A 25,117-nucleotide genomic window follows, 5' to 3' on the forward strand; every position below is an offset into this window, starting at 1 on the left:
ATTCTTAGTGAGCAAACTAGCCCAAAAAAGTGGTTTAGTGTGGCTTTGGTTGAGTCTATTACTTTTAGTAATAGACTTTGCCAGTAAAACACTTGTTGTAGGGACTATGGCTTATCAAGAGTCGATAAATTTACTCCCTGTTTTTAGTATTACTTATGTACATAACTATGGTGCAGCCTATAGCTTTTTAAGTGAAGCAGGTGGTTGGCAGCGCTGGTTTTTAAGCTTTATAGCCATTGCTATTAGTGCTTTGCTTGTGTGGTGGCTAAAACGCTTACCTGCAACAAACAAAGTATTGTGCGGTGCTTATGCACTGGTACTTGCAGGCGCTATTGGTAATTTATACGATCGTATTGCGTATGGTTATGTAATAGACTTTATTCACGTTTTTTATAAAGACTCACATTTTCCTGTATTCAATATTGCTGATTGCGCTATTTGTATTGGCGCAGCATTATTGTTATTTGACGCCTTTACCGGCGAGAGTCCAAAGGAGCATAAAGCATGAGCCAAGCTGTAATTGGTGAAAACTCGCAAGTTATTTTCCATTTTTCTATTAAATTAGAAGATGGCTCTGCCGCTGATTCAACCAAGGTGCACAACAAACCTGCTAAATTAACAATGGGCGATGGCAGCTTAACGGCAAACTTCGAAAAGTGTTTATTAGGTTTAACTGCAGGCGAAAGCAAAACGTTTGAATTGGAACCCGAAGATGCGTTTGGTCAGCCAAACCCAGATAATATTTACTATGTTGACCGTAGTAAGTTTGGTTCAGAAACACCAGCTAAGGTAGGTGCAATTATTGCGTTTACTCAACCTGATGGCACTGAGCTTCCTGGTTTAGTCCGCGAAGTGCAAGGTGAGTCGGTAACAATTGATTTTAATCACCCTTTATCTGGCCAGCGTTTAACGTTTGAAGTTGATATTATTGAGGTGGAAGGTTAATGGAAATATTACTAGCTAATCCTCGCGGCTTTTGCGCTGGTGTTGACCGTGCTATTAGTATTGTTGAGCGCGCTTTAGATATTTTTGAAAAGCCAATTTATGTTCGCCACGAAGTCGTACATAACCGTTATGTGGTTGATGGATTAAAAGGTCGTGGTGCGGTATTTGTTGAAGAACTCGATCAAGTACCTGACGATAGCATTGTTATTTTTAGCGCACATGGTGTTTCACAAGCGGTTCGTAATGAAGCTAAACGTCGTGATTTAAAAGTATTTGATGCAACGTGTCCGCTTGTAACTAAAGTGCATATGGAAGTTACACGTGCGAGTCGCAAAGGGATTGAGTGTATTTTAATTGGTCATCATGGTCACCCTGAAGTAGAGGGAACAATGGGACAATATGATAACTCAGACGGTGGTATTTATCTTGTTGAAACCGTCGATGATGTTGTTGCGCTTAATGTAAAAAATGCTGAAAATCTTTTTTATTGCAGCCAAACAACACTCTCAGTTGATGACACCGCAGATGTTATTGACGCACTACGCAATAAATTTCCATCAATTGACGGACCTCGTAAAGATGATATTTGTTATGCAACGCAAAATCGTCAGGATGCTGTTCGTGACCTAGCTGACAAAGTTGATGTGCTATTAGTTGTTGGCGCTAAAAACAGCTCTAACTCTAATCGCTTACGTGAACTTGCAGATAAAATGGGCACTGTTGCTTATTTAATTGATGACGCAACTGATGTGCAAGAGCAGTGGGTTTCAGGTTCTAAATCAGTGGGTGTAACTGCGGGTGCCTCTGCGCCAGAAGTACTTGTACAACAAGTTATAAGCCGATTAAAAGAGCTAGGTGGCACACAGGTTGTTGAAAACCCAGGCGAAGAAGAGAATATAGTATTTGCTGTTCCAGTAGAGCTGCGTTAATTTAAATATATTAAACATTTAGATTAAAGGAGAGGCGTTATGAGCAAGTCACTTAAAAATGATGGTTTGCTTTTTTCGGCTCTTTTTAATGAGCGAGGCGTATTAGCTTCGCTTATTGTTTCTCAAGTTATTGCTATTGTTTTAGCTTTTGCACCCAATGTAGAAGGAGATATTTGGCTTCGACTTGGAATCATTAGTTTATTTTTACATTTAATTGTTTTAATCGGCACTTCTTCTTTATATTTTTGTCGTTTTTTCTTACAAAAGCGCACCCAAGCTTTTCAGTTAAGTCTATTCTTTGCCTCTTTTTTATTATCTACATGCATTTTTAGTATTTTATTTTCCCATTTTGCTTTTGATATAGATGATACAAAGAACCTAATTTATTTTACACTTCGCAATTGCATTATAGTAACTTTGCTGGCAGCTTTATTCGTCCAATTTTTATTAATTCATTTTGAAAAAGAGCAGCAAACTAAAGCGCTTTCTCGCGCTGAGCTTGATGCCTTGCAAGCTAGAATACGTCCTCATTTTTTATATAATAGTTTAAACACAGCTGCAGAGCTTACTCATCATGATGCCGATGCGGCAGAGCAGGCTATTTTAGCATTAGCCGCCTTATCGCAGGCTGCAATGCACTCAGGAAAAAATGTATCTCTTGACGATGAAATAACGCTGAGTAAGCAATATATAGCACTTGAAACATGGCGTTTTGGTAATCGCTTAAGAGTTGATTGGCAAATACCCAATGAGCTACCTACATTGAATATTCCTTGCTTAACCCTGCAGCCATTAATTGAAAATGCAGTATGCCATGGTGTTGAAACAAGTGAGCATGGTGCAGAAATAAAAGTAGAGCTACATATTACTACCGGCTATATAACCATGATTGTATCTAACCCAATAACAATTTCTAATGCTCAAACTAGGCCTAATAACGGCATGGCGCTTGAAAATATTCGCCAGCGATTAAATATTTATTATAAAAATAAAGCGCAGTTAACAATTACTAATAAAAATGATGTGTTTAGAGTTAAGGTCGTTATTCCTAAACTAATAGGGGGCAGTGTATGAATGTACTCATTGTTGATGATGAACCTCTGGCGAGATCTCGCTTAATCCGTTTGTTAGCACATGATAAAAGTATAGTTGTGCAAGGTGAGGCAAGTAATGGTAATGAAGCCTTAGCACTTACTAAAAAGCAAACGCCCGATTTGATTTTTTTAGATGTTGATATGCCCGGTATGAATGGTTTACAAGTTGCTAATGAGCTCAATAGTTTAACTCTACCGCCTGCTATTGTTTTTATAACAGCGCATCCTGAGCATGCCTTCGATGCTTTACAGTTAAGTGCTGCAGGTTATTTAGTTAAACCTATTACAGAGGAATCATTGCAAAAGGTACTTAAGCAAGTAGGGCGATTAAATAAAGTACATATTCAAAAACAACAAAATGTAAAAATCTCTTATCAGCTAGCTGGCATTCTTCGTAGTGTTGATATAAATGATGTTTTGTATTTTAGTGCCGAAGAAAAGTATACCAAAATGATATTCAGTGGTGGAGAGGCTTTACTGGAGCAAAGCTTAAAGCAATTAGAACTGCAATATCCTGCATATGTTTTACGAATTCACCGCAATACGTTAGTTAATAAACAAAAAGTAATAGCCTTGCATTCAAAAGGCAATGGACATCATATTATTGAGCTGCAAGGGTGTAGCGAGTTATTGCCTGTGAGTCGCCGCGAGCTTAAATTAGTTAAAAATACGCTTTAGGCTTACTCTGCGATTAAATTGGCTTTGACTTAAGTATATCTGAGGCTTAATTATCAACAGCTTTATTGAATGAATAAATTTAATTAACCGTTTATCAACAAATATAACCGCTTGTCTTAGTCCTCATTGATTCCTCAAATAAATAGCATAAACTTAAAATCAGATAATTTTTATTTGGTTTTACTATGCAATCATCTCAAACAAAAATGCAAAGAGGCTTCACTCTGATTGAAGTGTTAATTGCATTTATTATTCTTAGTTTTGGCCTTTTAGGTGCAGTTGCCTTACAAGCAAAAGCAAAGCAAGCAAGCTTTGACTCTATGCAGCGTGCAGCAGCCGTTGCGCTTGGTAACGATATTGTGCAGCGTATTAGAGCTAACGATACCATTGCATCTATTGAAAAATATGGAAAGGCGAAAATAGATAGCAGTGGTGCACTTGCTACAACTAAGGCTTGTTTTGGAAGTCCCTGTAATTCATCAGCAATAGCGGATATGGATATAGTGCAATGGAAACGTGCCATTCAAGCTCGTGAAAATACAGGTACTTTAGATGATGCGACAATATGTATAAATCCAACATCAGTGGCAGATACTGGAGGGAAAGGGTTCAACATTGAGGTAATTATATCATGGCAAGGGCGACAAGAGTTTAAAGCAAATACAGATACAGGAAAAATTACCTGTGGTGATAAAACTAACAATAAACGCCGTTTAGTGGTTTTAACCAGTTATATATATGTAAGGAGTTAACATGAAGCAAAAAGGGTTTACTCTTGTAGAAGTTATGATTTCACTATTTATTGGCGGTTTAATTTTAGGTGGTGTCATGTTTACTTACCTTGGCATGAAATTAACTACAAAGGACACGATGACCATTGGTGAGATCCAAGAGTCAGGACGCTTAGCTATAAATATTATGCAACGTGATATTGAGCAAGTTGGGTTTTGGGGAACTTATTATGATGATTCATTTACTGCTATAAATACCACCGTAACCTCCAAAGTTAGTGGTAAAGATTGCGTTGAAGGAACTAATAATGGGAGCTTTCCTGATCTAACAAGTAGTAGTAATTTTCGTACTATATATGCAGAAACAGCTAAAAGTACAAGTGAATTAAACTGTATAGCTGATGTAACTAAAGGGACAGACATTCTCCAACTTAAATTTTTACAAGGAGATTCCCAGTATAATGGTATTACAGGTACTAACAGTACAACCGATAACATAGATTATTTTATTGCCGAGCAAGAACAAGCAAGTTTTGTAACCGGTAAATATACTCCGACAAATATCAATGCAACTATTTGGCCATATAGTCACCATGTTTATTATATTTCAGAGCAAGAGTATGAAGTTAATAATAAAAAAATAAAAGTACCTGTATTAAAACGAAAACGATTAGTAAAAGGGAAAATGACCACTGAAACGATAATGGAAGGTGTTGAAAACATGCGTTTTCTTTTTGGCCTTGATACTAACAGTGATAGTAAGGTTGACACTTATAAAAGTGCTGCAGATATAACGGCTACAGAATGGGAAAACCGTAAAGGTATTTTAACCGTTCAACTTTTCTTATTAATTAGATCACTAGAACCCGATCCTGGTTTAAAAATTAAAAATAAAAAATACATACTTGGGGAAGGAGAGACTCCTAGGGAACTAAGTTTTGATGATAATTATAGACGCACTGTTTTTACAACAACTATTCGTTTAAGTAATGTTGGAGGTAATCTATGGAAAATTTAAAGTTGTTACCCAGTAAGCAGCAAGGTGTGGTGCTTCTAACCGCATTAATTATGGTGATAGCTGTTACCGGCATTGCAGTTACTCTTATGAGTAGTAGTACAATTGATATTAAAATTACTAATGCAGCACAAGAACGAGAAGTTGCAGAAAATCAATTGATTGGTGAAGTGCAAAGAGTGATTGCGTCAGAAGCTAAGGAAGGTGCTGATAGTGACTTTTTTCTTACTCCAGATGAGATCGCTACAGATTCGGGCAAGCTTGATAGTGATGGTAATAAAATAATGATACCAGAGAAAGACATTACAGAACCTGGACACGAAATGAAAAGCATAATGACGAATTTAAATCGTGGTTCGCTAGAACTTAATTGCCCGCGTAGTTATAGTTTTACAGCGGGTGTTTCATGCAACATGGTTCAAGTATCTACTACGATAGAATATGGCTCTAAGAGTAAGCACCAGTTAACTATTGTAACAGGTATAGCTCAAGAGATGGCCAGTACGGGTAAGGGAATTTAATATGAAATTTAAACTTTATGTAGCACTCGTTTTATTATTTACATCAGCAATTAATATGCAGGCATACGCAGAGGATATTGAGCTTTACGTAAATAAAGATGCTAATTCAGATGAAAAACCGCGAGTACTATTAATTTTTGATACCTCCGGGAGTATGGCTTGGTCTTCAAGTACAGGGAATAACGGTTGTTACGGTTCATGTGTTAGTCGGCTTGAAGCTGCTCAAGAGGCTATGAGTAAAGTTGTCAATGATAATGAGGATTCAATCGATTTCGGATTAATGCGCTTTAATGGGACCGATGGTGGTTATGTTTTAAATGGGATTGGTAGTTCGCCCGATTCCATAAAAGCATCTATTAATAATCTGCCTGCAAGTGGGGGGACTCCATTAGCTGAAACACTGTGGGAGGCTTACTTATATATCACCGGTAAAAGAGTGCAATACGGGCTTGGTGTAAATGAAGGTAGTAGAGATACGGGGGTAGAGAGTAAAGTTAAAGTAGGTAGTCAGTGCACAAAATGGAAAAACGGGTCTTGTAAGAAGTCTGAAAATGTATATAGCTATACATATATATCACCTTTTGCTGATAGTGTGGCTGAAGCTAAGCGTTGTGATAACTCAGTAAATATAATTTATATGACTGATGGAGACCCATCTTCGGGAAGTGATAATGAGAGAGATTATGACATTAGCGTTGAGCATAATAAGTATTTTGGTCGTTATTTAACTACTGATGATCGCTATTATAACAACATGCTGCATCAGCTTGCTAAAGTTATTTATGGAACAGACGACACTATTGTTGATTTGTATCCATCTACTCCCGATATTAATGAAACAGGGCGTCTATATACCATCGGCTTTGGTTCTGGCATGACTGAAAAAGGTCAAAACTTATTAAAACTAGCCTCAACATTAGGTGGTGGTAAAAACTTACCTGCAACTACACCAGAAAAGCTTTCTGAAGCTTTAAATAATGCCGTAGCGGAGATTAGACAGGAAAATAGTACTTTTACAGCCCCTTCTGTTGCAAGCAATAATGTAGATCAAACTCGTAGTCGAGATGCCATATACTTAGGTATGTTTTATCCTGAAAAGCATACTAGATGGCGTGGTAATCTAAAAAAACTGAAATTATCAGGTAACAAAGTTATTGATTCCAAAGATATAGAAGCGTTTGATAGTGATGGCCTTATAAAGACGAGTGCGCATACATTTTGGAGTCCTGATGGAACTTCCGATGGTAGCTCTGTAAAAGAGGGTGGAGTCAATGCAGCATTAATAAGCAGTGACAAAACTCGTAATATACTTACAAACGCAAATACTAATGTATTAATAGATTTTAATCTTGATAAGATTGAAGATGCCTATGACACTAATAAAAAAGCTGCTGTTGTTTTTGATGTAAATGAATCTGACTTAAAAAATACTATAGACTGGGCGCGTGGAGTTGATGTTGATAATGAATTTTCATCGTCAGCAGTGCGCGGTGATATATTTGGTGATCCACTGCACTCAAAGCCAGTTGCAATAGATTATGGTAACGGTGACATTCGTATTCTAATTGGTACTAATGCTGGTTTTTTGCATATGTTTAAAGACGATGATACGAACAATAAAGTTAGTGAAAGTTGGGCATTTATCCCATCTGAACTATACAAAATTATTAAGCCGCTTCGAGAAAAAGAGAGTAGCAAAGAATACGGTATAGATGGGCCTATTAGTGTTTATTTCAACAATAAGAGCCTAAATGATAAAGGTTTAAATGATGGAACTATTAACGCAAACAAAGGCGACCAAGTTTGGGCTGCGGTAGGTATGCGCAGAGGCGGTCGTAATTATTATGGTTTGGATATTACGAAGCCAGACTCTCCAAGTTTAATGTGGACTATTAAAGGTGGTGAAGGGAAATTTAAAAACCTTGGCCAAACGTGGTCTAAACCCCAAATTGCTTATATAAAATCAAAAGGAAATACCCCCCTTTTAATATTTGGGGCAGGCTATGATGACAATAAAGATTCGAATGATGCCGATAAAGCTAATATAAAAACTAAAGACAAAGTCGGCCGCGGTATTTATATCGTTGATGCAAAAACAGGTGAGAAAGTTTGGATTTTAGCTCCTAAGGAAGATGTATCTAAGGATGCTGAGTTTAAGGGAGAATATAGTATTGCTGCTGATGTAACGTTATTGGATTCTAATTATGATGGCTATACTGACCGTATATATGCTGCAGATACCGGTGGAGGTATTTGGCGTATAGATATATCAGATGAAGGTGAATTTAGTCATTTTCAGTTAGCCGATCTTGGTAGTGATGCAGATAGACGCTTTTTTTACAAGCCCGTAGTGGCGAGAACTATGTTTAGTAAAGTAACTATAACCGATGATGGTGTAGTCACTCGATTAGATACACCTTATGATGCAATTGTGATTGGTAGTGGAAATCGTTCTAACCCTAATGGAGGAGGCACTGCTGACGAATTATTTATGATTAGAGATGAAAATACGGTTACTAAATTATTTGAATCTGCGCCTCAAACTATAACGCCTAGTATGTTAATGGGGATGAATAATGATAAATTTGGTAGTGCATTAGATAATGTAACTGAGTTTGTAAAATTAGAAGATGAACTTGCGAATGATTTTGTCGGGTGGCGTTATAAACTAGCTACTGGTGAAAAGTCGTTAGCAGCAGCAACCGTTGTTGGTGGAGTTGCTTATTTTACATCTTTTACTCCTACATTGGATTCATCAATTAAAAATCAATGTTCATTAAGTGGAGGAGGGGGCTCTCTTTACGCATTTCATTTGCACTACGGTACTAAAGTTTATGACGATCTGAAATTTGCTACAAGTACAGAGGTGCCAGATACGCCCCAACTTTATTTTGGTTCTTCATGTGCAGATAGTGATGATAACGGAAAATGCGATGATGATCCTGATGAGGAAGTAAAAAGTCAGTTTTATTTAATTGGTCCGGGCATCAAAGGTGAAAATGCTGAAAACCCGCTGCAACCACTTGAAATTACAGGCCCAAGATTAAAAGTTGTAGATGATAAGATACAGCTTGTTAATGACAAAGCATTAGGGTTTGGTTTTAAAACTCAGCAAACTTATATATATAAGCGTGAAGAAAATGATGAAAACATACAGAATGAAGACGGTTAAGGAGGTTTGAATGATAAAAAAACAACGTGGTTTTACCTTAATTGAGCTGATGATAGCCGTTGCTATCGTCGGCATACTTGCAGCAATTGCGCTGCCTAATTATACAGAATATGTAAAGCGTGCCTCGCGTGCGGAGGCCGTTGCAGCATTATTAGATGCAGCAAACAAGGAAGAGCAGTATTTTGTTGATAATAGGGAATATACAGAGAAATTTACTGATTTAGGGTTGCAAGACAAAACTGAAAATGGTCATTTTAAATTATCTATTGATGTAGATGATGACGACAATACATTTACCATTACCGCAAAACCTATGGCAGGGCCGGTAAAAGGAGATGGTGATTGCACTGCATTATCTATAACTGATATAGGTACTAAAGGAGCGCAAGGGGCAAAAACAAACAAGGGAGCAGATATTGACTACTGCTGGGGAAGATAATTTAAATTACTTTTTTTGACATTTATCAGTTGATTTAATACGAATTCTACCCGTTTGACTTACAGATAAAGCCAATCCTTCAAGGTTGGCTTTATCACTATTGGGGCAATATATAAAAGTACCGTTTTGAAAGCCATTTAAAGACCCATCCGGGCGAAAAGTAATGGCGCTACGAGGGTATTCTAAAGTATCAGCTTCATGAACATCCTCGAAGGTACTTAAGAGTAACTCGTCATCATCTAGAGTCGTTGATTTATCTTTGTCGATAAATAGCGACATTTGGCCATCCCACTCATCCTTTGTACATTGACTGTTTTTTAGTGCACAAAGCGTGACGTAAGTACCATTTTCAATGGCGTAAAGACGGCCATAATTTATATTTCGGTGTAGGAGGTTTACGTGGTTATCTAAGCGATTATTCGCTAAAAAATCTGGGTAAAACCACATAGATAATTGGCTGATAATACTAACAAGAGCCATCGATACCATTAATTCGAGAAGTGTTACCCCCTTAGATTTTAATATTGATAATCTCATCCCTGAAGACCTGAGTTAATAAATGATTAACTCAGTCTAGTAAATAATACAAATATGACAAGATTGGTTTGTGTGTTTTTTAACCGCACGTTTGATCTGTATCACCAGCATAAAAAGACGTACCAGATTGAGATACTGTTAACGCTTTATTGTTTTCACTGCCGTTATTAGGGCAAAACACAAAATCACCAGGGTTTGTTGTTATTCTACCACTGGTGTCAAACCGTAGTATTCTTTCATTGCCAGTATATTTAACTTTATCTGTTAAGCTTATTTTTTCCATAACACGAAGTAAGGAATCTTCTGACGACTTATACGTTGCATTTTTATTTTTTATATTTTTCTTTGTTGTTAATTTGTCTATAAATACAATAATTATCTTATTGTTATCCCATACTTTTTTGCATTGCAGTGCTTTATTGTTATTATTAAAATCATTATATTGAACAGGGCATACAATGACAACCTCATCTGTACTCGCTGCTTGAGCACGGGCGTAGCTAATATTACGTTTTAATTCCAACAAAAAGTTCTCAGCTCTATTTTCTTCTAACATGTCACTGCTATTCCAAAGTGCAATTGAGGCGATAATGCCAACAATAGCCACGGTTACCATGAGTTCTAAAAGAGTGAATCCGTTTTGTTTGTTTTTCATATTAATCTCATTTACTGCTAGTCATTTAAGTATAGCTATTTTTATATAACAAATTATACCATGAACGGTTGTTTTATCACCGTAATTCAATCGCTTTGTTTGCTATGAACATCATGATTGTCTAAAATCGAGGCAACTGGAGCTTTCAAAAGTAATTAATATGAAAAAAATAGAAGCAATTATCAAACCTTTTAAGTTAGACGATGTGCGTGAAGCATTGTCTGATGTAGGTATTACAGGTATGACGGTAAGCGAAGTTAAAGGCTTTGGACGTCAAAAGGGTCACACTGAGTTATATCGTGGCGCAGAGTATATGGTTGATTTTTTACCTAAAGTAAAACTTGATATTGTATTGACTGATGAAGATGTAGACCGTGCAATTGAAGTTATTGTAAAAACGGCTCAAACAGGAAAAATCGGTGACGGTAAAATATTTGTCACAGATGTTGAGCGTGTAATACGTATTCGTACTGCAGAGGAAGATGAAGAAGCGATTTAAGCTTGTTTTTCTATGTAGTAAAAAGGCGCTTAGTAAGCGCCTTTTTTATTTATTTAGTTCTTTTATTTAGTTTTCGTGTTTGCTTTGCGTGCTCACTAAGCTCAGTTAAACCTAATTGGTCGTAACTTTTCTCCATCATTTCAAGCGCGGGATCTAAGTAACTGCTTTGTGAATAATGCTCAACAACAAACTTACCTCTATTAGCAGCAGCTAAATAAGCTTCACGTTCGTAATAGTAAGTTGCTACTTTTAATTCATAACGTGCCATGCGGTTTAAAAGCCACACTAGACGACGCTTAGCTTCAGGCGCGTAATCACTTTTAGGAAAACGTTTTACTAATGTCGATAAATCAGTAAATGCAACACGTGTACGGTTAGCATCACGGTCTGCTCTATCTACACCAAAGTACTCTTGGAACGCATTTTTATCAGCTTTAATATTTACTAAACCACGCATGTAATACATGTAGTCTAAATCTTTATGATTTGGGTTTAAGCGAATAAAGCGGTCAATGGTTGCAAGTGCTTGTTCAGTATTACCTGATTGATAATGTGCATATACTAAGTCCATTTGTACTTGCTTAGAGAATGGGCCAAACGGGTAGCGAGAGTCTATTGCACTCAAAAGTTCAATTGCACGAGCATATAAACCAGAATCTAGCGTTTCTTTTGCATCTTCATATAAAGCGTGTGCAGATTTATTCGGTACACGTTGAATGTCTTCTTGGTCTGGAGCAGACGAACAAGCGCCTAAACTAAGTACAGAAACTGAAAAAACAATGGCAAATGCACGTTTCCCTATTTTATTTATCATTTTATTTGTTACCTTCGATGTCTTCGGCTAGGCCAAGTCGGTAAAACCGAGTAAACTATGCGTATTATATTATGCTTTTATTAAAAGCGATTCTAACCCAGTCGAGCAAAGCTTGCACTGGTAAATTGGGTAAAGTTACTAATGTCAGAGCAAATTTCTCTTCAAGCCGACGTTCCAACCGAATTAGGTGGTAAACGTCTAGACCAAGTATTAGCACAATTGTTCCCTGATTATTCACGTTCTCGTATAAAAACGTGGATTTTGGATGATAAAATCACCGTAGACGGTGAAATTTTCAACACTCCACGCGAAAAACTACTAGGTGGTGAAGTTGTAAGTGTTGAAACAACAATTGAAGCACCACGCGAATACGAAGCACAAGATATCAAATTAAACATTGTTTATGAAGACGATGATATTTTGGTTATTAATAAACCAATGGGCCTAGTGGTTCACCCTGGTGCGGGTAACCCTAATGGAACAGTGCTAAACGCATTGCTACATTACTACCCTGAAATAATTAACGTGCCACGCGCAGGTATTGTGCATCGTTTAGATAAAGACACGACCGGCTTAATGGTTGTAGCTAAAACGATTCAGGCCCAAACGCATTTAGTGAAAGCACTACAAAAGCGCGAAAATTTCACTCGTGAATATGAAGCACTGTGTAATGGCACCATGACTGCTGGTGGTATGGTTGAAAAAGCAATTGGCCGCCATCCTACGCAGCGTACGCATATGGCCGTACATGAAATGGGTAAGCCGGCAATTACACATTACCGTGTTGCTGAAAAGTTCCGTGCTCATACTCGTTTGCGTTTGCGTTTAGAAACAGGTCGTACTCACCAAATTCGTGTGCATATGGCACATTTAAATCATCCGCTAATTGGCGATCAATCTTATGGCGGCCGTCCGCGTCCACCTAAAGGTGCAACACCTGAGTTATTTGAGTTACTCCGTAGCTTTAGACGCCAAGCATTACATGCTGTAAAATTAAGCATTGCGCACCCAATCACGGGTGAAATGATGACATGGCAAGCTCCTATCCCTGACGATATGGTTGCCATGACACATGCACTACGTGAAGATACTAAAGCTAATCCTGATATCGATAGATAATGCACTTATTGTCAGCGACATGGCAAAACCTTCATAAAGTAGGAACGTTAAGTACTACTTGTGGAGGTGGTGTTTCAAAAACCCCATTTGAAAGTTTCAATTTGGGATACCATGTTGGTGATAATAAAAGTGATGTATCAAAAAACCGCTCACTATTAACCAAACACTTACCTAAACCTGCGGTGTGGCTAAATCAAGTTCATAGCTCTGATGTTGTTATTGTTGATGAACATTTTGATTTTGATGAGTTACACAATGCTGATGCGCTTTATACTCAGTTACTAAATCAGCCTTTGGCTATAATGACCGCCGATTGTTTACCTATTTTATTAGTGAGTGATGATGAGAAGGAAGTTGCAGCTATACATGGTGGTTGGCGAGGGCTTGAGCAGGGAATTATTAAAAGTACTTTAGAATGTTTTAACTCGAGGTATGAAAATATAAATGCTTGGCTAGGGCCTGCAATTGGGCCAACTCAATTTGAGGTTGGAGCTGAAGTGTTTGAGTTATTTAAAAAAAAGTCTCCCTCATTTGTTCAAGCATTTACACCACAAGCTAATGGCAAATATCTTGCTGACATTTATGGCATTGCGCGTACTTTACTTACCCAGCAAGGCGTTAAAAATATTACAGGCGGCGACTATTGTACAGTCTCTCAAAGTGACTTATTTTTTTCTTATCGGCGAGATGGACAAACCGGACGCATGGCAAGTTTGATCTGGCGCAAGTAATTAGCACCTTTAGCTATTATATTTCTCTCTATACCTTGAACAAACACCTAAACATACCCATTAATTAAGCAATTAGATTATTTAATAGGTAACACCATGCGTTTAGATAGATTTACAAGTAAATTTCAATCTGCGCTTTCTGATGCGCAATCGCTAGCCCTTGGCCGCGATCATCAATTTATTGAACCCGTACATTTAATGTATTCATTACTGCAGCAAAGCGGCTCCAGTGTGCGCGCGTTATTTGCACAAACGGGGGTTAGCGCTGATGAACTTAACACCAAGCTTTCTCAAGAAATAGAAAAACTATTTAAAGTAGAAGGCGTAGGTGGCGACGTACAGCTATCAAATAATATGGCTTCACTTATCAACTTATGTGATAAGTATGCACAAAAACGCAAAGACAAATACATTTCAAGTGAATTGTTTGTACTGGCGGCATGCGATGATAAAGGTCCACTTGGCGATATATTCAGATCGTTAAATATTACCTCGACTAAAATTGAAACTGCAATTAAAGCGATTCGCGGCGGTCAAAAAGTTGATGATCCAAACGCCGAAGAAACACGTCAAGCGCTTGAAAAGTACACCATTGATCTAACTGAGCGAGCAGAGCAAGGTAAGCTTGACCCTGTAATAGGTCGAGATGACGAAATTCGCCGCACGATTCAAGTACTACAACGGCGCACTAAAAATAACCCTGTATTAATCGGTGAACCAGGTGTTGGTAAAACAGCAATAGCAGAAGGTTTAGCACAGCGTATTATTAATGGTGAAGTACCCGAAGGATTAAAAAACAAACGTGTTTTATCGCTTGATTTAGGAGCACTAGTTGCGGGCGCTAAATATCGCGGTGAATTTGAAGAGCGTTTAAAATCAGTGTTAAACGAATTGGCTAAAGAAGAAGGCCAAGTTATTTTATTTATTGATGAAATCCATACTATTGTGGGTGCAGGCAAAAGTGATGGCGCAATGGATGCGGGCAATATGCTAAAACCAGCATTAGCACGTGGCGAGCTACATTGTGTGGGGGCGACTACGCTTGATGAGTACCGTAAATATATAGAAAAAGACGCAGCTCTTGAGCGTCGATTCCAAAAGGTACTCATTGAAGAGCCGTCGGTTGAAGATACCATCGCAATATTGCGTGGGTTAAAAGAGCGTTACGAGCTGCATCATTCAGTAGAAATTACTGATCCCGCGATTGTTGCTGCGGCGCAGTTATCTCATCGCTATATTAGCGATCGTCAGTTACCCGATAAAGCAATTGATTTAATAGACGAAGCGGGTTCCTCAATTCGATTACAAATTGATTCAAAACCAGAGTCGTTAGATAAGCTTGAGCGTCGTATTATCCAGTTAAAATTAGAAGATAATGCACTTGCTAAAGAAAAAGATGAGGCGAGTCAAAAACGTCGCAGTGAAATGCAAGAGTTGATCACCGACCTTGATGAGCAATATCGTGAGTTAGACGAAATTTGGAATGCTGAAAAAGCATCTCTTCAAGGTACGCAAGTAATTAAAGCCGAGCTTGAACAAGCAAGATTAGATTTAGATGTAGCGCGAAGAGCAAGTGATTTACAGCGTATGTCAGAGCTGCAATATGGGCGAATTCCAGAGCTTGAACGAAAACTTGATTTAGCCTCACAAGCCGAAATGCAAGAAATGACCCTGCTTAAAAACCAAGTAGGTGAGGATGAAATTGCTGAAATTTTATCTCGCTGGACAGGTATTCCTGTTGCAAGAATGCTACAAGGTGAGCGTGAAAAGCTGCTGCAAATGGAAGATAAGTTACACAGTAAAGTAATAGGGCAAGATGAAGCGGTCGTTGCTGTTGCTAACGCAATAAGACGCTCACGTGCAGGGCTTGCAGATCCTAATCGCCCAATTGGTTCTTTCTTGTTTTTAGGTCCAACTGGTGTGGGTAAAACCGAGCTGACAAAAGCACTGGCTGGTTTTATGTTTGATACCGAAGACGCCATGGTGCGTATCGACATGTCTGAGTTTATGGAAAAGCACTCAGTTGCACGCCTAGTGGGAGCACCTCCAGGTTATGTGGGTTATGAAGAGGGGGGTTATTTAACAGAAGCTGTTCGTCGTAAACCTTACTCAGTTATTTTGCTTGATGAAATAGAGAAAGCGCATCCAGATGTATTTAATATTCTACTGCAAGTATTAGATGATGGCCGGTTAACCGACGGGCAAGGTAGAACCGTAGATTTTAAAAATACCGTTATTATTATGACCTCAAACCTAGGCTCAGATATTATCCAAGAGCAAGCGGGTAATAATGACTACACGACCCTTAAAGCTAAAGTAATGGAAGTATTAATTAATGAGTTTAGACCTGAGTTCATTAACCGTATAGACGAGACTGTTGTATTTCATCCGTTAGCTAACGAGCATATAAAAGAAATAGCTGATATTCAGTTAATGAAATTACGTGAGCGTTTAACAGAGATGGGGTATCTGCTTGAAATAAGCGATGCGGCTCTTGAGCGAATTGCAGAAAGTGGTTTTGACCCTGTGTACGGTGCACGTCCACTTAAACGTGCTATTCAACAAACGATAGAAAATCCGCTGGCACAAAAGCTACTTAATGGGGACTACATACCTGGTTGCGTTATCGTTATCGACGCAAATGACGAAGGTTTGGTATTTACTAAGCGTTAATTGTAAATAATTAAAATCAAAAAGCCGCTGAAATAGCGGCTTTTTAATGTTTACCTAGGTATTATACCAACCTGCATAAATCTTTGATCAATTTAACGAATTAAATTGCACTATAACGTCGTTAAAAATTTTTTATTTAGAACAACTAGATACAAAAATTTTTGCCTAGTTCTAGCGTAATTTTCTTAACGTTAAATAGACCCCATATATAAGCAGATTGGTATTAAACTTTAAAGGTTAGTAATAAATCGTTAACTCTACGCGAACCTTCAACAAGCTCAGCTGCTCCCGTTGCCACATTAAAGCTTAAGCTTAAGTTTTCATCACCAAAGTCTTTAATTTGCGAAACATTATTACTAATGTCGTTACTAACCATTTGTTGCTCTTCTGCAGCCGATGATGTTTGTATAGCCAAATGAGATATTTCACTAATTTGAGTAAAAATTTCCTCAAGTTCAACTTGGGTTTTATCTGTTGTCAGAACACAGTTATCAGCTTGTGTTTTGGTGCGTTGCATTACTTTAGACCAGCTAAATAAAGTGTCTTGTATTTCTTTAATAGAACTATGGATTTGTGTTGTCGCATTTTGAGTACGAGACGAAAGAGTCCTTACCTCATCGGCAACTACTGCAAAGCCTCGACCATGTTCTCCTGCTCTAGCTGCTTCTATTGCTGCATTTAGGGCAAGTAAGTTAGTTTGATCCGCAATACCTTCAATTTCACTCATTACTTTACCAATTTTGTCGGCTTCAGAGGCTAAGCTGGTGGCTGTGGTTGCAGCCTCTTCTACTTGAAAAGCTAAATCAGATACCATTTTACTATTATCGGCAATATGCTCTTTTATTTCAGAGCAGCTTTGATGGGTGTTATTTACTTTATCAGCTGTTTGAGAAGTATTTACTGATATTTCCCCAATGGTCGAACTCATTTGGGTCATCGCGGATGCAATTTGCTCTAAACGTTCACCTTGTGAAGAAATACCTTTTTCAGTAAGCGTTGATTGTTTATCTAGATTAGTGGCGATGCTATTAAAGCTTAATGTAGAGTCTTTCATACGGCCAAGAACCGTGCGCAATTTTGCGTTTAGCATCTGCTCTCTATAATTACTTACACTATGGGGATTGTGGCCGCTGTAAATATAGCGAGAGACTGAATCGGCTTTTGCTTTTTGAACGCGTAATATTTTAGGGGTAACAATGAGTTCGTCATAATTTAGTGCAATAACTAAAGCGCAAATAAATAGGCTAATTGCAGCTATAGTGATTGATCCTGCGACTGCAAGAAAAATTAGCCAAAGTAATAGGCATATAAAAGTAATGCTTTGTCTTATTGTGGTGTGTTCTCGCAGATTAAATAATGATTTGTTGGTATTTAATTTGTTGTAAAGAGTTTGTGCGCGTTGTTTTAGCTGTGAGCTTGCTTTGGCTCTTACTGATTGATAACCAATGAGCTGACCATGTTCAAATATAGGGGTTACAAAGGCATCGACCCAGTAATAGCGACCATCTTTACAGCGGTTTTTAACCATACCGCGCCAAGAGTGTCCTTGCTTTAGTGTTGTCCACATTTCTTTAAAAGCAGCTTTTGGCATGTCAGGGTGACGAACAATATTATGATGCTGACCGATAAGTTCTTGCGCACTATATCCGGCTATAGAACAAAACTCTTGATTGACGTATGTTATTACACCTTTAAGGTCGGTAGTAGAAACAAGCTCTTGTGACTCATCAAAGTATACTTCTTCATTTTTTAAGCTTTTATCATTGCGCATTATATTTGCTATCATCCTTTATTGTTGGAGCCATTATATTGGTTACAACATACAAAGCAAAAAATAGCGTATGTCCTTTTGTACTCATAAGGTAAATAATTGCTTTTATTGATCTAGATCAATTTTAAATATCGGGTAGCTAAGTTGAACTCATTTTGAATAAGTTCCGGTCTGTTAGTTTAGGCTTGTTTTTTATGTATTTAATTTATACTTAAATAGCATTTAAAGCATTTAAAGCATTTGTATAATGCACATAGCAATGGCAATATTACGACTTAATATAATGATGTTGGTCATATTAGCGCATGTATAAAGTGGGCAAAGAATTATTAGATTTGAAAAGTTATATTGTTCTTAGCAATTTATTCCAGTTGCATTAAATAAATGATCTATTATAGCGCTAAGGAAATAGCACAATAACAAGGCGAAAATTATGACATATAGTTGTTCTATATGAATAATTTGTAATGCAGTGAGTGCGCTATTTAACGCGATAGAATGATCATATTTTCAATAAAATTGGTATTCATCTTGAGTCTAAGTAATTAGCCCCCATAACCTTATGATTAAGCCACGTGGCCCGAGGAAAGATTTTTTGACAACACATGATTTAGCTAACGCACTTGAAGCGTTATCAGTAGATGAGCACCAACATGCAGTTAATGGCATTAAACGCGGCATAGAGCGAGAGTCACTAAGAATACAAGAGAATGGTGCTATATCACCTAAAGGCCATCCTAAAGGGGTGGGCAGTGCGTTAACTAATGGCCATATCACAACTGATTTTTCTGAATCTTTACTTGAATTTATTACTCCAGTTAGTGAGTCGTCAACGCAAACTCTTAAGCAATTAAAAGACCTTCAAAAGTTCACTCTAGAAAAAATGGGTGATGAACTACTTTGGCCTATTAGTATGCCGTGCTTTATTGAGCATCAAGATGATATTGTTTTAGCTCAATTTGGTAGTTCTAATACAGGCAAAATGAAAACACTATACCGTGAAGGATTAAAAAATCGCTACGGTAGTATGATGCAAGCAATTGCAGGCGTTCACTTTAATATTTCATTTCCAGATACGCTTTGGCAGTCGCTTCACTCGTTACAACAAAGTAATGCAAGCATTCAAGATTTTATTTCAGACGGCTATTTAGCGCTTATTCGTAACTTTAAACGCGAACTATGGCTAATAAGTTACATGTTTGGTGCATCACCAGCATTATGTAACTCATTTTTACAAGGTCGAAAAACTGATTTACCATTTAAAAAACTAGGTAAAGGTACGCTTTACTTAGAAGTTGGTACGGCACTGCGTTTAGGCAATTTAGGTTATACGAATAGCGCTCAGTCGTCACTACGCGTAATGTATAACTCGTTAGATGAATATGTAGCAGGCCTTAAAAAAGCAATCAACACACCATCAGAAATTTATGGTGATCTTGATGACTATAAGAGTGAAAACCCTAAACAATTAAATAAAAATATTCTGCAGATTGAAAACGAATTTTACTCGCCAATTCGTCCTAAGCGTAATGCTAAAAGTGGCGAAACGCCAACGGATGCATTGCTTCGAGCAGGCATTGAATATGTAGAAATTCGCGCGTTAGACGTTAACCCGTTTAGCGAAGTTGGTATTGATATTGAGCAAATTCACTTTTTAGATGTGTTTTTAACGTATTGTTTATTAAAAGATTCAGCTCCAATGGATTGGAAAGAACAAGCACGCAGTACTGAAAACCTCGACACAGTAGTCAATCAAGGTCGAGAAGAAGGGCTAATGCTTAACTTTAATAATACACAGCGTAGTCTTCAGTCGTGGGGTGATGAAATATTTGTCCAGCTCACTGATGTCGCTAAATGGATGGATAATGCTTATGGTGTTAATTATTACTCTGATACTATAAAGCGCATGGCAACGTGGGTGCATAATCCAGAGCTTACCTATTCTGGACGTTACGTGTCACAATTAAAAGAGTCTGGTTTAGACAACGGTCACTTTGCGCTAGCACTGGCTAATAAATACAAACAAAGCCACGCAGACACTGATTACAGTGAGTTTTTAAAGCCTTGGCTAGAACAACAAGTTGTAGAATCTAACGAAGCACAAACTGTAATTGAGCAAGCAGATACCCAGTCATTTACTGCCTTTTTAGATGCGTATTTTGACGGTAAATAATCTTAATACCTAGCAAAATTTAAGCAAAAAAAACGCAGCCTAAGTAGGCTGCGTAAATATATATTCAGGGATGAACTAATGCTGTACTGCTGCATTCATTGAGTCAGACCCACACTTTTTAAAAAAGTTCTGTGAGATCTTAAAAAAATGAAAAAAAATGCAATTATTTTATCTCTTGCCATTACTTTAGCTGGTTGTGCTACAGCGCCCCCGAAACAACCTAACGATCTATGCAAAATCTTTGAAGAAAAACCTGATTGGTATTTTGACGCAAAAGACGCGCAAGAAAAATGGGGCTCTCCTAAGCATGTACTCATGAGTATGATGTACCAGGAAAGCTCTTTTAAGCATGATGCGGCTCCACCTATGGAGTACTTCTTATGGATAATTCCAACCGGTCGCGCAAGTGATGCCTATGGTTATTCACAGGCTAAAACACCAACATGGTCAGATTACATTCGTGAAACAGGCAACAATGGTGCTGATAGAGACGACTTTGATGATGCAATCGACTTTATGGCATGGTTTGTTTATAAAACGCATAAAGTAAATAAAATCTCTAAGTGGGATGCCTATGCGCAATATCTTAATTATCATGAAGGTTGGGGTGGTTATAAGCGTGGCACATATAAAAAGAAAAAGTGGTTAATGGGTGTCGCAAATAAAGTTAAACACAGAGCAAGCCGTTATGGTGCGCAATTAAAACGCTGTGAAGACGAGCTTGATAAAGGTTGGTTTGAACGCCTTATATTTGGCTAGAAAGTTATTAATGGATATAAAAAAGGAGCCAATCGGCTCCTTTTTACTTAGTGAGAACTAGCGAGAACGCTTGTTAGGCTGAATCTTCACCTGTTTTATCATATTCTCTTTTACTTCGAGTACTTCAATAGGGTACCCCGCAATACGTAAACTAATATTTGCATCGGGAATATCTTCTAAGTATTCAACAATTAAGCCACTCAAAGTTTTCGGGCCGTCTAGTGGGAAATCCCAACCCATCTCTTTATTTAAATCGCGTACGTTAGCGCCGCCATCTACAATACAAGAGCCATCGGTTTGTGTTTCTACTTCTTCGCTTGGTGTACGGGTTTGTGTAGTTGTAAAATCGCCAACAACTTCTTCTAAAATATCTTCAAGCGTTACTAAACCTTGAATATCACCATACTCGTCTACTACTAAGCCTATGCGTTCTTTAGACTGCTGAAATTTTAACAGCTGAGTGTTAAGTGATGTTCCCTCTGGGATAAAGTAAATTTCGCGTACAGCACGCAGCAAAGATGGTTTATCAAATTGCTCTTTTGTAAGTAGGCGAAGTGCATCTCGAGAGTGAATAAAGCCTACTGCGTCATCTATATTATCGCGATACAACAACACGCGAGTATGTTGTGCATGGGTAAGCTGGCGACTAATCAGTTTCCAATCATCGTTAATATCAATAGCCACAATTTCGTTACGTGGGATCATGATATCTTCAACGGTTACTTGCTCTAAATCTAAAATTGAGGTCAGCATACTTTGATGGCGAGCAGGGATAAGTGCGCCTGACTCATTGAGCACTGTTTTTAATTCTTCTTTACTCATGCTGTGCTCGTCGATTTGAGCGGCACTAATACCAAATAATCGCAATATTCCGTTGGTCATCCAGTTAACGATAACAACAAAAGGAAAAAGAATTTTTAGTAACCCTTTAAGTATTATTGAGCTTGGAAAAGCTACTTTTTCAGGATAGAGGGCAGCAAGAGTTTTAGGTGTTACTTCGGCAAATATAAGCACGACTAAAGTTAACACACCCGTAGCGATAGCAATACCAAGGTCACCGTAAAGACGAATACCTATAATGGTAGCAACTTGAGCTGCAGCTATATTGACAAGGTTATTGCCAATTAAGATTAAACCGATGAGCCTATCTGGACGGCTAAGTAATTTACTGACTCGTTTAGCTGCACGATGATCCTCTTTAGCGAGGTGTCGCAGGCGTATACGATTGATTGACATAATTCCGGTTTCTGAACCAGAAAAATAAGCAGAAAAAAGCACCAAAAAACCTAAAATGATAAATAGGGTACTTGTCGATATGTCGTCCAACGATGGATCCTTTTCTTATAAATCAATGCGTATTAAGCTAGAGTGAGCAAGCAGAGTCAAGTTAAAACTTATTTAGTATCACTTCTTGTATGAAACGGCTGCCAAAATATGCGAGTGTGAGGACAAATGCAGCGACCATGATGGTAATAACCACAGGTTTACCGCGCCAACCCTTTTTCATATGCCCGATGGCTACAATGGCAAAAATAGCCCACGCAACTAACGACAATATCGTTTTATGAATGAACTCTTTAGCAAACATCCCATCAAGAAATACAAACCCCGAGAGTAATGCAAACGTGAGTAATATGGTGCCTAAATTAAGCAGTTGGTAAAGCTGGCGCTCAACAACCATTAAAGGCGGAAGGTGACTATGCACAATTGCTAAATCTTTACGTTTTAAACGTTTATCAATAAAGTAGAACTGCACGCCATATAAAGTAGCAATAATTAAAATACAGTAGGCCAATAGGGATAAGGAAATGTGTGTTACTAAGCCAACCTCAATATTAATGCTTTGCAGTAAAATATGATGAGGAATAAATAAACTGGCAATGGTAAGTAAAGCACCAAAACCATAAACAACGGGCAATAATAAGGTAGCAGGGAACTTTAGCGATACAGCTGTTACTGAAACGACAATAACCCAGCATGTTAAAAGGGAGACGTTTACAATACTTAAGTCTTGACCGTCGGATCTAAAAACAGAGTTAACTAACAGCAGCATATGCGCCACTATAGCAACCGTGCTCAATATGACGGTTACCTTTTGGCTAGGGCCTTGTTGATGAAACAGGCGTGAGAGCACGTGAGACGTTGCTAACACATAAAATAAACTGGCAATAATAGTTAAACTAATAATCAGCATTGTGCTTGGGCCACTTAATTTGAGACAAAATAATCCTTGTTGTTATATAGTCATTGTATTTTATAGCAAAGCAAATGCATAGACCTTAAAAAAAGAAACTCAACAAGGTGCACTTGAACACTATATTGTAAGACGCCATATACGGTATACTACTTTCAATTGAAACTTAATAAGTCAATCCTGGTTAATTGAAAATCAAACTAACCGTAAAATTTTAATGGATTGATATAAACGTCTTATCGGAACCGTTACATGTTTGAGAACCTCCAAGAACGATTAGGTAAAACCTTAAAAAATATCAGTGGCCGTGGCCGTCTGACTGAAGACAACATAAAAGACACACTTCGCGAAGTGCGTATGGCATTTTTAGAAGCCGATGTGGCATTGCCTGTTGTTCGCGAGTTTGTAAAACAAGTTAAAGAACGTGCAGTTGGGGTTGAAGTTACAAAAAGCTTAAGCCCAGGCCAAGTATTTATAAAAATAGTGCGTGAAGAACTAGAAAAAGCAATGGGTGAGGCCAATGAAGAGCTAAGCCTAAATGCGCAACCGCCAGCCGTTGTTATGGTAGCGGGTCTGCAAGGTGCGGGTAAAACCACCAGTGTAGCTAAGCTTGCTAAGTTTTTAAAAGAACGCAAAAAGAAATCAGTGCTTGTAGTAAGTGCCGATGTTTATCGCCCTGCTGCGATTAAACAGCTAGAAACGCTTGCTACAGAAGTTGATGTTGATTTCTTTCCAAGTGATATTTCGCAAAAGCCAGTGGATATTGCAAACGCTGCAATCTCTCATGCTAAAAAGAAATTTATAGATGTAGTACTTGTTGATACCGCAGGTCGTTTACATGTTGACAGCAACATGATGGACGAGATTAAAGATCTTCACAAAGCAATCAACCCAATTGAAACTTTATTCGTTGTTGATGCAATGACGGGTCAAGATGCGGCAAATACAGCTAAAGCATTTGACGAAGCTCTGCCACTAACCGGTGTAATATTAACAAAAACCGATGGTGATGCACGTGGTGGTGCTGCTTTATCTATTCGTCATATCACAGGCAAACCAATTAAATTTATGGGTGTGGGTGAGCGAACTGACGCACTCGAGCCTTTCCATCCAGACCGTATAGCGTCGCGTATTTTAGGCATGGGTGATGTACTTTCATTAATCGAAGAAGTCGAAATGAAAGTAGATAAAGAGCAAGCTGCTAAAGTTGCTGAAAAAGTATTTAAAGGTGCCGGTTTTACCCTTGACGACTTTGCTGATCAATTAAAGCAAATGAAAAACATGGGTGGCATGATGTCGATGCTTGATAAGCTCCCTGGTATGTCTAACTTACCAGATGCTGTTAAAGGCCAAATGGGTGACAAAACATTTATCCAAATGGAAGCTATTATTAGCTCAATGACTAAAAAAGAGCGTGCACGTCCAGAAATCATCAAAGGTTCGCGTAAAAAACGTATAGCAGCAGGCTCTGGTACACAAGTACAAGAGATTAATAAGTTGCTTAAGCAGTTTACGCAAATGCAAAAAATGATGAAAAAGATGAAAGGTAAAGGCGGCATGACTAAAATGATGCGCGGTATGAAAGGCATGTTACCACCTGGGATGATGGGTGGCGGTGGTCCTAAGTTTTAAAAAATACTTTTGAGTTATTTTTTAAAACAATAGCGA

The 25,117-nt window shown here is 38.0% G+C and carries 23 protein-coding genes; 17 read left to right on the forward strand and 6 right to left on the reverse strand.

Translation table 11 applies throughout. The features are described from left to right. The first annotated feature begins 7 nt into the window (after positions 1-7). From lspA to EU510_RS15760, 10 genes are all read left to right on the forward strand, one after another. A complete protein-coding gene (lspA, locus tag EU510_RS15715; protein WP_149594270.1) occupies positions 8-508 on the forward strand; it encodes a signal peptidase II in 501 nt (166 codons plus the stop codon). Continuing rightward, the gene (gene fkpB, locus EU510_RS15720; RefSeq protein ID WP_149594271.1) at positions 505-945 is read left to right on the forward strand and encodes an FKBP-type peptidyl-prolyl cis-trans isomerase; all 441 of its coding nucleotides are present in this window, start codon (positions 505-507) and stop codon (positions 943-945) included. The genes lspA and fkpB overlap by 4 nt, the downstream gene beginning before the upstream one ends. After that, positions 945-1,874 carry a 4-hydroxy-3-methylbut-2-enyl diphosphate reductase gene (gene ispH / locus EU510_RS15725; protein ID WP_149594272.1) on the forward strand — a complete coding sequence of 310 codons (930 nt, stop codon included), beginning with the start codon at positions 945-947 and terminating at the stop codon, positions 1,872-1,874. The genes fkpB and ispH overlap by 1 nt, the downstream gene beginning before the upstream one ends. A 39-nt stretch (positions 1,875-1,913) precedes the next feature. Further along, positions 1,914-2,948, forward strand: a complete 1,035-nt coding sequence (locus tag EU510_RS15730; protein ID WP_149594273.1) for a sensor histidine kinase — start codon at positions 1,914-1,916, stop codon at positions 2,946-2,948. After that, complete coding sequence (locus tag EU510_RS15735) at positions 2,945-3,646, forward strand: LytR/AlgR family response regulator transcription factor (protein WP_149594274.1); 702 nt, start codon at positions 2,945-2,947, stop codon at positions 3,644-3,646. Before EU510_RS15730 ends, EU510_RS15735 begins: the two co-directional genes overlap by 4 nt. A 185-nt stretch (positions 3,647-3,831) precedes the next feature. Then, positions 3,832-4,398, forward strand: coding sequence for a type IV pilus modification protein PilV (pilV, locus tag EU510_RS15740; protein ID WP_149594275.1), 567 nt, complete (start codon positions 3,832-3,834; stop codon positions 4,396-4,398). Between the two features lies 1 nt (position 4,399). Beyond that, complete coding sequence (locus EU510_RS15745; RefSeq protein ID WP_149594276.1) at positions 4,400-5,395, forward strand: PilW family protein; 996 nt, start codon at positions 4,400-4,402, stop codon at positions 5,393-5,395. Then, the gene (locus EU510_RS15750; protein WP_039487071.1) at positions 5,383-5,913 is read left to right on the forward strand and encodes a type IV fimbrial biogenesis protein PilX; all 531 of its coding nucleotides are present in this window, start codon (positions 5,383-5,385) and stop codon (positions 5,911-5,913) included. The genes EU510_RS15745 and EU510_RS15750 overlap by 13 nt, the downstream gene beginning before the upstream one ends. A 1-nt stretch (position 5,914) precedes the next feature. After that, entirely contained in the window at positions 5,915-9,085 is a 3,171-nt protein-coding gene (locus tag EU510_RS15755) for a PilC/PilY family type IV pilus protein (protein WP_149594277.1), read from the forward strand. A 10-nt stretch (positions 9,086-9,095) separates the two neighbouring features. Continuing rightward, on the forward strand, positions 9,096-9,524 hold the full coding sequence (locus EU510_RS15760) for a type IV pilin protein (RefSeq protein ID WP_149594278.1): 429 nt from the start codon (positions 9,096-9,098) through the stop codon (positions 9,522-9,524). 6 nt (positions 9,525-9,530) lie between these two features. Here the strand turns inward: EU510_RS15760 and EU510_RS15765 are convergent, their stop codons facing one another. After that, positions 9,531-10,061: a GspH/FimT family pseudopilin gene (locus EU510_RS15765; RefSeq protein WP_149594279.1), complete on the reverse strand. Its 531-nt coding sequence runs from the start codon at positions 10,059-10,061 to the stop codon at positions 9,531-9,533. A gap of 79 nt (positions 10,062-10,140) precedes the next feature. Then, on the reverse strand, positions 10,141-10,716 hold the full coding sequence (locus EU510_RS15770) for a GspH/FimT family pseudopilin (RefSeq protein WP_149594280.1): 576 nt from the start codon (positions 10,714-10,716) through the stop codon (positions 10,141-10,143). A 160-nt stretch (positions 10,717-10,876) separates the two neighbouring features. Here EU510_RS15770 and glnB point away from each other — a divergent pair, with 160 nt between their 5' ends. After that, complete coding sequence (gene glnB, locus EU510_RS15775) at positions 10,877-11,215, forward strand: nitrogen regulatory protein P-II (protein WP_002962211.1); 339 nt, start codon at positions 10,877-10,879, stop codon at positions 11,213-11,215. A 49-nt stretch (positions 11,216-11,264) separates the two neighbouring features. Here glnB and EU510_RS15780 read toward each other — a convergent pair whose 3' ends face one another. Next, positions 11,265-12,029 carry an outer membrane protein assembly factor BamD gene (locus EU510_RS15780; RefSeq protein ID WP_002962210.1) on the reverse strand — a complete coding sequence of 255 codons (765 nt, stop codon included), beginning with the start codon at positions 12,027-12,029 and terminating at the stop codon, positions 11,265-11,267. Between the two features lie 141 nt (positions 12,030-12,170). Here EU510_RS15780 and rluD point away from each other — a divergent pair, with 141 nt between their 5' ends. The 3 genes from rluD (at position 12,171) to clpB (ending at position 16,552) form a co-directional block, all read left to right on the forward strand. Next, on the forward strand, positions 12,171-13,148 hold the full coding sequence (gene rluD / locus EU510_RS15785; protein ID WP_149594281.1) for a 23S rRNA pseudouridine(1911/1915/1917) synthase RluD: 978 nt from the start codon (positions 12,171-12,173) through the stop codon (positions 13,146-13,148). Continuing rightward, positions 13,148-13,879: a peptidoglycan editing factor PgeF gene (gene pgeF, locus EU510_RS15790; protein WP_149594282.1), complete on the forward strand. Its 732-nt coding sequence runs from the start codon at positions 13,148-13,150 to the stop codon at positions 13,877-13,879. The genes rluD and pgeF overlap by 1 nt, the downstream gene beginning before the upstream one ends. A gap of 96 nt (positions 13,880-13,975) precedes the next feature. After that, positions 13,976-16,552 (forward strand): ATP-dependent chaperone ClpB, encoded by a 2,577-nt coding sequence (clpB, locus tag EU510_RS15795; protein ID WP_149594283.1) that lies wholly within the window; start codon positions 13,976-13,978, stop codon positions 16,550-16,552. A gap of 223 nt (positions 16,553-16,775) precedes the next feature. Here clpB and EU510_RS15800 read toward each other — a convergent pair whose 3' ends face one another. Further along, on the reverse strand, positions 16,776-18,323 hold the full coding sequence (locus EU510_RS15800; protein ID WP_149594284.1) for a methyl-accepting chemotaxis protein: 1,548 nt from the start codon (positions 18,321-18,323) through the stop codon (positions 16,776-16,778). 595 nt (positions 18,324-18,918) lie between these two features. On the opposite strand from EU510_RS15800, the gene gshA reads away from it, so the two are divergent. Both gshA and EU510_RS15810 read left to right on the forward strand, forming a co-directional pair. Beyond that, a complete protein-coding gene (gshA, locus tag EU510_RS15805; protein ID WP_149594285.1) occupies positions 18,919-20,496 on the forward strand; it encodes a glutamate--cysteine ligase in 1,578 nt (525 codons plus the stop codon). A gap of 147 nt (positions 20,497-20,643) precedes the next feature. After that, entirely contained in the window at positions 20,644-21,255 is a 612-nt protein-coding gene (locus tag EU510_RS15810; protein WP_002962200.1) for a transglycosylase SLT domain-containing protein, read from the forward strand. Positions 21,256-21,312: 57 nt separating this feature from the next. Here the strand turns inward: EU510_RS15810 and EU510_RS15815 are convergent, their stop codons facing one another. Both EU510_RS15815 and EU510_RS15820 read right to left on the reverse strand, forming a co-directional pair. Then, positions 21,313-22,581 carry an HlyC/CorC family transporter gene (locus EU510_RS15815; RefSeq protein WP_002962198.1) on the reverse strand — a complete coding sequence of 423 codons (1,269 nt, stop codon included), beginning with the start codon at positions 22,579-22,581 and terminating at the stop codon, positions 21,313-21,315. Positions 22,582-22,642: 61 nt separating this feature from the next. Then, positions 22,643-23,449: an inner membrane protein YpjD gene (locus EU510_RS15820; protein WP_002962197.1), complete on the reverse strand. Its 807-nt coding sequence runs from the start codon at positions 23,447-23,449 to the stop codon at positions 22,643-22,645. Between the two features lie 252 nt (positions 23,450-23,701). On the opposite strand from EU510_RS15820, the gene ffh reads away from it, so the two are divergent. Further along, a complete protein-coding gene (ffh, locus tag EU510_RS15825; protein WP_002962194.1) occupies positions 23,702-25,081 on the forward strand; it encodes a signal recognition particle protein in 1,380 nt (459 codons plus the stop codon). The last annotated feature ends 36 nt before the right edge of the window (positions 25,082-25,117 follow it).

Origin of the sequence: Pseudoalteromonas sp. FUC4, assembly GCF_008370255.1 — a bacterium.
Classification (GTDB): domain Bacteria; phylum Pseudomonadota; class Gammaproteobacteria; order Enterobacterales; family Alteromonadaceae; genus Pseudoalteromonas.

Excerpts from the sequence above, each read along its gene's own strand:
- rluD (WP_149594281.1), top strand. The coding sequence starts at position 12,171 with ATGTCAGAGCAAATTTCTCTTCAAGCCGACGTTCCAACCGAATTAGGT.
- pgeF (WP_149594282.1), top strand. The coding sequence starts at position 13,148 with ATGCACTTATTGTCAGCGACATGGCAAAACCTTCATAAAGTAGGAACG.
- EU510_RS15820 (WP_002962197.1), bottom strand. The coding sequence starts at position 23,449 with ATGCTGATTATTAGTTTAACTATTATTGCCAGTTTATTTTATGTGTTA.
- EU510_RS15765 (WP_149594279.1), bottom strand. The coding sequence starts at position 10,061 with ATGAGATTATCAATATTAAAATCTAAGGGGGTAACACTTCTCGAATTA.
- EU510_RS15810 (WP_002962200.1), top strand. The coding sequence starts at position 20,644 with ATGAAAAAAAATGCAATTATTTTATCTCTTGCCATTACTTTAGCTGGT.
- EU510_RS15745 (WP_149594276.1), top strand. The coding sequence starts at position 4,400 with ATGAAGCAAAAAGGGTTTACTCTTGTAGAAGTTATGATTTCACTATTT.
- EU510_RS15755 (WP_149594277.1), top strand. The coding sequence starts at position 5,915 with ATGAAATTTAAACTTTATGTAGCACTCGTTTTATTATTTACATCAGCA.
- EU510_RS15735 (WP_149594274.1), top strand. The coding sequence starts at position 2,945 with ATGAATGTACTCATTGTTGATGATGAACCTCTGGCGAGATCTCGCTTA.
- EU510_RS15770 (WP_149594280.1), bottom strand. The coding sequence starts at position 10,716 with ATGAAAAACAAACAAAACGGATTCACTCTTTTAGAACTCATGGTAACC.
- EU510_RS15780 (WP_002962210.1), bottom strand. The coding sequence starts at position 12,029 with ATGATAAATAAAATAGGGAAACGTGCATTTGCCATTGTTTTTTCAGTT.
- EU510_RS15730 (WP_149594273.1), top strand. The coding sequence starts at position 1,914 with ATGAGCAAGTCACTTAAAAATGATGGTTTGCTTTTTTCGGCTCTTTTT.
- ispH (WP_149594272.1), top strand. The coding sequence starts at position 945 with ATGGAAATATTACTAGCTAATCCTCGCGGCTTTTGCGCTGGTGTTGAC.
- fkpB (WP_149594271.1), top strand. The coding sequence starts at position 505 with ATGAGCCAAGCTGTAATTGGTGAAAACTCGCAAGTTATTTTCCATTTT.
- EU510_RS15750 (WP_039487071.1), top strand. The coding sequence starts at position 5,383 with ATGGAAAATTTAAAGTTGTTACCCAGTAAGCAGCAAGGTGTGGTGCTT.
- EU510_RS15800 (WP_149594284.1), bottom strand. The coding sequence starts at position 18,323 with ATGCGCAATGATAAAAGCTTAAAAAATGAAGAAGTATACTTTGATGAG.
- pilV (WP_149594275.1), top strand. The coding sequence starts at position 3,832 with ATGCAATCATCTCAAACAAAAATGCAAAGAGGCTTCACTCTGATTGAA.
- clpB (WP_149594283.1), top strand. The coding sequence starts at position 13,976 with ATGCGTTTAGATAGATTTACAAGTAAATTTCAATCTGCGCTTTCTGAT.
- EU510_RS15760 (WP_149594278.1), top strand. The coding sequence starts at position 9,096 with ATGATAAAAAAACAACGTGGTTTTACCTTAATTGAGCTGATGATAGCC.
- glnB (WP_002962211.1), top strand. The coding sequence starts at position 10,877 with ATGAAAAAAATAGAAGCAATTATCAAACCTTTTAAGTTAGACGATGTG.
- ffh (WP_002962194.1), top strand. The coding sequence starts at position 23,702 with ATGTTTGAGAACCTCCAAGAACGATTAGGTAAAACCTTAAAAAATATC.